The sequence below is a fragment of the Nonomuraea sp. GTA35 genome, assembly GCF_041950525.1.
Classification (GTDB): Bacteria; Actinomycetota; Actinomycetes; order Streptosporangiales; family Streptosporangiaceae; genus Nonomuraea.
Window position 1 is genome coordinate 364,452 of record NZ_JBGNUV010000014.1, and the last position, 6,196, is coordinate 370,647.

Genomic DNA, 6,196 nt, shown 5'->3' on the forward strand with positions numbered 1-6,196 from the left:
GTCGATTCGCCTGCAGTAGCTCCCGCGTCCGGTCGTTGCCCATGCGTTGACGAGCCCGGCACGTCAGGTCGCGCTCTACTGGTGCCACCCGGGTGTTCATGGCCGGCGCGCGCATTGCCCAGCACTTCGGCCGGCCCGGCACCCCGAACGGCCAGGCGTGGATCGAGTCTCTGTTCGGGCACGTCAAGGACGAGCATCCACACCTGGACAAGATCACCGACCCGGGCGAGCTGGAGGCCGAACTGGACGCGATCCGGACGTTCTACAACGAGGTGCGGCTGCATGAGGGCATCGGCTACGTCACGCCCGACGACGAGCACCACGGCCGCGGCGAGGCGATTCGCGCCGCCCGCCGCGCCGGGCTGAAGACCGCACACGAGGCCCGAGTTGCGACCCGACGCCAACTACGTCAAGAGCCCCCATAACCCTTCTCGCGGCTGATGGGTATTTCCAGCCCGATCTGGTGCATTTTCTCTGACACACCTCGGGGCAGGCGGCATGCGTCGGGTCTGCGCGTGAGCATCAACGCAGCTCAGCTGACCTCGATGAACGAACCCTCATCAAGGCCGAGCAGAGCCTCAGCGTTGATGACGAAACGGCCGAACTGCTGTTTGCGGCCGAGCAGTTCGGCGTAGACGGCGCTGTTGCCTCGAATGGTCATGAAGCCAGCGAAGCTCAGCCGCTCCAAGCCGTCGGCCCCGGCTGGCTCATCGCCTGCCGGCCCGTCCTCGTGCTCCTCCGGCACCTCGAGCTGGTGCTCCTTGCTCGCCCAAGCACGCATCAGGTCATTGTGCGTTCCACCGACGATGGTGATGAACTCTTGCCGATCAAGGACGATGTACTCATCCAGGCCCCGGTACAAGCTGGCCGTCCATGCGGCGGCGATCCCGGCACCGCGAGGATAGCTGGACAGCAGCGACCACTCCCCCGCTGAGGCGCTGACCAGGTACGCCAGACCAGTTTCTCCGCTGGCGAGCTGCAGGCCGGTGATGGCCCAGCCTCCCGTAAGAAGCCGAAACAGGTCCGCGGACACCTCCGCAGGAAGGCCTTCATCGCCGTCGTGGGCAAGGTGCATGCTTCTCCTGGTCGATCGGGGGCCAGCAGGGTGATGCGCCGAGCCTAGCGAACCATCGGCCCAGGTCGCCGATCACCACCTGCTGGCCTCCCAGATCAGGGGTCCGCAGCAGGCCAGGCTCCTGCACAGATCAGGCACAGCCAGCCGATGGGCCGTGTTCTGCCAGTCCTCGTTGCCCCGCTGCGCTCCGAACACCACCCGGCAGGGTCGACCTGACTGGAACGTCTGTAAGACGGGAACGTCGTCTTGATGGTGGCGGGAGCCGTTTTTGATCTTCTGTTGGGGCGCTCGCGCGTAGGGTCCGGGACATGCGTGCAAGCATCACCTGGGCTGAGGTGGCCGCGGCCATCACCGGTGGCGCCAGGCGATGGGGAAGGCTCCGGGTCAAAGCGTGGCCGGGCCGGCGGCTGGCGCGTCAGGCGGCAGCAAGCCTGAACACCACACTCCCCCAGTTGCGGGCGGACATGCGCAATGCCGTGACCAGCGCCGATCGGGGCATCGCGATCGCCCGGTGGAGGTCGCGGTGGATGCTCGCCGCTGCGATGATCGACCTCGTCGACCCTGCCGCCGCCAAGGCCGTGCGCGCCGGCGGGCGGCGGCTGCACCGGCATTTGATGGCCGTCGAGGTGTCGGGCACCGCCTGGCCCGTTGGTGGCATCCGCCGAGAGTCCGCAGAACGAATCGCGGCCGAGGCTCGCGCCGTAGCTGGCCCGCTCGCCAGCGCAGAACCACGCGTGTCAGGAGGAACCCGAGCAAGAGGGCGACCGCCGAGAACACCACCAGCCAAGGGGTCTCCTCGCCGGGATCGTCCCTCATGTCCTGAGGGAACTGCAGGTTGATGACGATCACGACCAGCGTGAGTGCCCCGCCAACGGCCCCGGCGGCTCTCCACAGCCGGCTGCCTGGCTGGGCCAGGGCCGTCTCAGTGCACGCGATCAGCAGGAGAAGCAGCCCGGATACCGTGATGAAGATCAGTTCGTCGCGGCGAAAGGCCGCCTCGAAATGGGCGAACACGCCCAGGTGCACTGCCGCCAGACCGGCGGCCGCGCCGAGGCTCGCGGTGCGCCATCGGCCCTGTGGCAACAGGCCGGCCCCGAATGCCGCTGCGATCAGGAGCCACAGCCAAATTCTGCCGGGAGCCGACACGGCGGCGCGAGCACCGTCGTCCGGCGCCGCGGGAACGTGGTCGGCCCGCACGTCGTCGGCGGGCGGCCCAGCGGCTGTCGTCGTCGGCCAGCTCCTGCAGGGCCAGCCGCGCCGCAAGCGCGAGCCCGGCGTGGCGGCTGTGCCGTAACCGCGCCAGCTCACCGATCGCGCCCTCCCTGATCTTGGTCGATGGCCTCCTGCAGTTCGGTCGGCGACGGCGCGGGCCGATCCACGGGACGGCCGCGCCGTGCGATGATCAGGTCTCCCTGAACGTCGAACGTCCACTTGCCCGGCGTCTGGCTGGGCATGACCGCCCGCACCTTGTCGTAGACGAAGTCGTACGGCTCATGGACGCCCACATAGCCGTCCTGGTCCCGGTCGGCCTCGCCGGCGCCCGCCGCCGAGGTCAGCCGGCCACCGGCAGCAGGTGTCGTAGGTGAACTCCTCGTCCACCGTGAAGCCGAGCATGGCCGAGATGGTCCAGGCTGCTGCGGGTGTTGCTCAGCCGGGTCACCAGCTGATGCAGGCTCCCATGCGGCCGGGCGGCCAGTTTCGCTCCGGCGAGGCGCACCGCCAGTAGCAGGCCGCCGCACAACTGAACCGGCATGTCGGCGTCTTGCGGCGCCTGTGCTGTCCGCTGGGGACCGATGATGCGGCGCAACAGGTCCAGTATGTCACTGGACGACAGAACCGGAACCTCGATCATCCAGGCCGCGGGCAGGGCGGTCAGCCGGCGCCCGGCTGGTGATCAGTACATTCAGCGGGACGGCTCCCCGGTGGTGCCGCACGCATCACGGACGCCGGCTGTGCGGTGACCGCAGCGGGTCGTCGTGCCGGCCGCTCTGCGGCCCGTGAGTGATGCGGGAGGTCGATGGTGATGCCGAGGCCGCCGCCTGGGCGGGCCGTGATCGTGATGTGTCCCTGGTGGGCATGGGCGATCGCGTGCACGATGGACAGTCCCAGGCCCAGGCCCGGGCCGTCGGTGCGGACGCGGGTGCCGTGCCCGTGCACGAACGGTTCCAGCAGCGTCTGCGCTTGCTCGGGCGGGATCTCCCGGCCGGTGTTGCTGATCCGCAGCACGGCGCGTGCGCCCGCTGTGCGCGTCTCGACGGTGGACGTCTCGACGGTGAGGTGCCCGTCGGTGTGGTTGTAGCGGAGCGCGTTGTCGACCAGGTTGCCGACCAGGCGTTCCAGCAGGACGGGCTCGCCGGTGACCGGTGCGGGCCGCAGCCGTGCGCGGATGGCTATGCCGGCGGCTGCCGCTTGCTCCTCGGCCGTGGCCAGGGTGGCTGCCGTGATGGCGGCCAGGTCGGCCGCCTCCTGCGCGCCGGCTCCGGCCTGGCTGCGGGCCAGCAGCAGCAGCCCGTTCAGGACGCGCTGCATGTGCTCGACGGCGTCGCGGACGTCGCCGGCCATGGTGAGCAGCTCGTCCCGGCCGGGCTGGCCGTCCAGGGTGACGTCGATGGCGGTGCGGGCGGTGGTCAGCGGGGTGCGCAGCTCGTGGGCGGCGTTGGCGGTGAACAGCCGCTGGCTGTCCAGGATCCGGTCGCGTTCGGCGACGCCACGCTGGATGCGGTCGAGCATGTCGTTGACCGTGCCCGCCAAAGCGGACAGCTCGTCGGCCGGGGCGGTGACCGGGACCCGTTCGGTGAGGTTCTCGGCCGACAGCCGCCGGGCGGCCGAGGAGATCACCCGGATCGGCCGCAGCACCCGGCCGGCCACCAGCCAGGCCAGCACGGCGGCCAGGACGGTCACCACGACGAGCGCCAGAGCGGCCTGGGGCAACAGCGCGGACAGCGTGTCGGCCTGCACCCGGTCGGCGAGATCGCGCAGGTCCTGCGGCTGCGGCGGCATCAGCCGGAGCGTGCTGCGCGGGTCGGGGCCGTCCGGGTCCAGGTGGGTGACGAGCGCCGGGCGCCGCTTCATCAGCAGGTAGGTCAGCCCGGTCAGCGCGGCCCCGGCAGCCAGCACCAGCGCGGTCTGCAGCAGGGCGAGCCGGGCGCGGGCCGTCAGCCGCACGGGCCGATCCGGTAGCCGGCGCCGATGACGGTCTCGACCAGCGGCGGGTCGCCGAGCTTGCGGCGCAGCGTGCCGACGGTGATCCGGACCGCGTTGGTGAACGGGTCGGCGTGCTCGTCCCACACCCGCTCCAGCAGCGTCTCGGCGCTGACCACGTCGCCGCCGGCGGCCAGCAGCTGCTGCAGCACGCCGAACTCCTTGGGCGTCAGCCGCAGCAGCCGCCCGTCCCGCTCGGCGCTGCGCCGGGCCGGATCCAGGCTCACCCCGCCCGCGCGCAGTACCGGCGGGCGGGCCGGCGCGCTGCGCCGCACCAGGGCGTGCACCCGGGCGACCAGCTCGGAGAACGCGAACGGCTTGCCCAGATAGTCGTCCGCCCCCAGCATCAACCCGCCGACCCGGTCCTCCACCGCGTCGGAGGCGGTCAGCATCAGCACCCGCGACTCGCCCCGCTGGGCGAGCCGGCGGCAGACCTGGTCGCCGTGCACGACGGGCAGGTCCCGGTCCAGGACCACCACCTCGTACGGGGTGAGCTCGCACTTGTCCAGCGCGCTTCGACCGTCCAGGGCGACGTCGACGGTGAAACCGTGCCTGCGCAGCCCGGCCTCGATGTAACCGGCCAGGGGCTGCTCGTCTTCGACCAGGAGCACACGCATCCGGGCAGTATCACAACGTCCGCATATGGGCCACATATGGTCCGCCGATCGCCCGCCGATAAGCAGCGGCCGGTAGATGTGATCACCCTCGAAATCCCCATGAAAAAGGATCACGACGAGATGAGCCGTGCACGAACGGCCGGCATGACCGGGCTGGCATCGGCCATGCCGGCGTTGGGTCTCCACGCATCCGCCACCGCCGCCGTGGAGGTCAAACCGGGAGACGTCCAGCAGGCGATGGATGACTTGGCGAAGACCGACGGCGTGGTGGGGGCCATCGGCGAGCTGTACGTCGACGGCCGGCGCAAGGGGCAGGGAAGCGCGGGGACGCGCCTGCTCCGCGGCAAGGGTGGGCACGTTCCTGCGGCTTCCGGAGGGCCGGCGGGGGGCGTGATGAACCTGCTGGTCGGCCACGCGCATCGCGCTCGCGGTGGCGGGCGGCTCACCGGTACCGAGGTTGCGGTCCCAGCGCGGGTAGGCAGCGCTGGCGACCTGCACCCGGATGCGGTGGCCGCGCTGGAACCGGTGAGCCACCGGCGCCAGCTCGATCTCGTCCATCCCGTCGATCGGCCGGTCGGCGGCGCACCGGGCAGCGCGTCGGAGACATGCGTGATCGCGCCCGAGGGCGCCACGTCGCTGACGCGCACGTAGAAGTCGGTGTGCGCCAGGCGTTCCTGATTCGGGCTCGTGCGGTCACATCATCCTCGGCTGATCGCATGGACAGCATGCTAACCATATGGTCAGTGAGAGGGAAGTCAGTGCTGTCGGCCTGATCATGTCGGTTTGCATCGCGGCACGGTCACGCTACACACGGTGCCTGGCAGCACGTAGGCAGGCACGTCTTCTTGCGGGACCTAACAGGCTGGCGTCCTGAGCTGCTCGAAGACCGCCTCGGCGTACACGTCCGGAACCGCCGCCGGTGTCACGTGCCCGATCTCCCGAACACGCGCAGCTTCCAGCCAGGCAGCTGTGCAAGCAGGTGAGCGATCCGTGCACAGATGATCACTGGATACCAGCAACGGACGCCGCGCCAGCAGCGAACCGCGATCGAGGATCCGAAGGCGCACTGGACCACCACTGCGACGCGGCCGGACATCAACCACCTGTGTTCGGCACGGGCCGACTTGTCCTGGTCGCGAGCCGCGGTGCGCTACGGTATGGCCCGGAGTGCCGGGACGGAAGCTGTCAAACCGGCTGAGACATCAGGCTACTTGCGTGGTTTGTGGTGAAGCGTCGGTCTGGGGTGTCGCGAGTGGCTGGTTGATCCACACCTTGGTCGGCAGAGGCGGTGGGTAGGGACGCC

6 protein-coding genes and 1 pseudogene are annotated in these 6,196 nt (G+C 70.1%); 1 reads left to right on the forward strand and 6 read right to left on the reverse strand.

The window, feature by feature from the left end; all coding sequences use genetic code 11:
* The first annotated feature begins 98 nt into the window (after positions 1-98).
* On the forward strand, positions 99-425 hold the full coding sequence (locus tag ACBJ32_RS45975; RefSeq protein ID WP_375132238.1) for an integrase core domain-containing protein: 327 nt from the start codon (positions 99-101) through the stop codon (positions 423-425).
* Positions 426-532: 107 nt separating this feature from the next.
* On the opposite strand, the gene ACBJ32_RS45980 is transcribed toward ACBJ32_RS45975, so the two are convergent.
* The 6 genes and pseudogenes from ACBJ32_RS45980 to ACBJ32_RS46005 form a co-directional block, all read right to left on the reverse strand.
* Positions 533-1,075, reverse strand: a complete 543-nt coding sequence (locus ACBJ32_RS45980) for a hypothetical protein (protein WP_375132231.1) — start codon at positions 1,073-1,075, stop codon at positions 533-535.
* 1,304 nt (positions 1,076-2,379) lie between these two features.
* A complete protein-coding gene (locus tag ACBJ32_RS45985) occupies positions 2,380-2,580 on the reverse strand; it encodes a hypothetical protein (protein WP_375132232.1) in 201 nt (66 codons plus the stop codon).
* A gap of 47 nt (positions 2,581-2,627) precedes the next feature.
* Positions 2,628-2,927: a hypothetical protein gene (locus ACBJ32_RS45990; RefSeq protein WP_375132233.1), complete on the reverse strand. Its 300-nt coding sequence runs from the start codon at positions 2,925-2,927 to the stop codon at positions 2,628-2,630.
* A gap of 20 nt (positions 2,928-2,947) precedes the next feature.
* Complete coding sequence (locus ACBJ32_RS45995) at positions 2,948-4,240, reverse strand: sensor histidine kinase (RefSeq protein WP_375132234.1); 1,293 nt, start codon at positions 4,238-4,240, stop codon at positions 2,948-2,950.
* On the reverse strand, positions 4,231-4,893 hold the full coding sequence (locus tag ACBJ32_RS46000) for a response regulator transcription factor (RefSeq protein ID WP_375132239.1): 663 nt from the start codon (positions 4,891-4,893) through the stop codon (positions 4,231-4,233). Before ACBJ32_RS46000 ends, ACBJ32_RS45995 begins: the two co-directional genes overlap by 10 nt.
* 432 nt (positions 4,894-5,325) lie before the next feature.
* Positions 5,326-5,451: pseudogene (locus tag ACBJ32_RS46005) on the reverse strand (CocE/NonD family hydrolase C-terminal non-catalytic domain-containing protein); the annotation flags it as partial.
* Positions 5,452-6,196 lie beyond the last annotated feature (745 nt).

What these genes read in the sequence shown, in the direction of transcription:
- ACBJ32_RS45975 (WP_375132238.1), top strand. Translation starts at nt 99, where the DNA reads ATGGCCGGCGCGCGCATTGCCCAGCACTTCGGCCGGCCCGGCACCCCG.
- ACBJ32_RS45980 (WP_375132231.1), bottom strand. Translation starts at nt 1,075, where the DNA reads ATGCACCTTGCCCACGACGGCGATGAAGGCCTTCCTGCGGAGGTGTCC.
- ACBJ32_RS45990 (WP_375132233.1), bottom strand. Translation starts at nt 2,927, where the DNA reads ATGATCGAGGTTCCGGTTCTGTCGTCCAGTGACATACTGGACCTGTTG.
- ACBJ32_RS46000 (WP_375132239.1), bottom strand. Translation starts at nt 4,893, where the DNA reads ATGCGTGTGCTCCTGGTCGAAGACGAGCAGCCCCTGGCCGGTTACATC.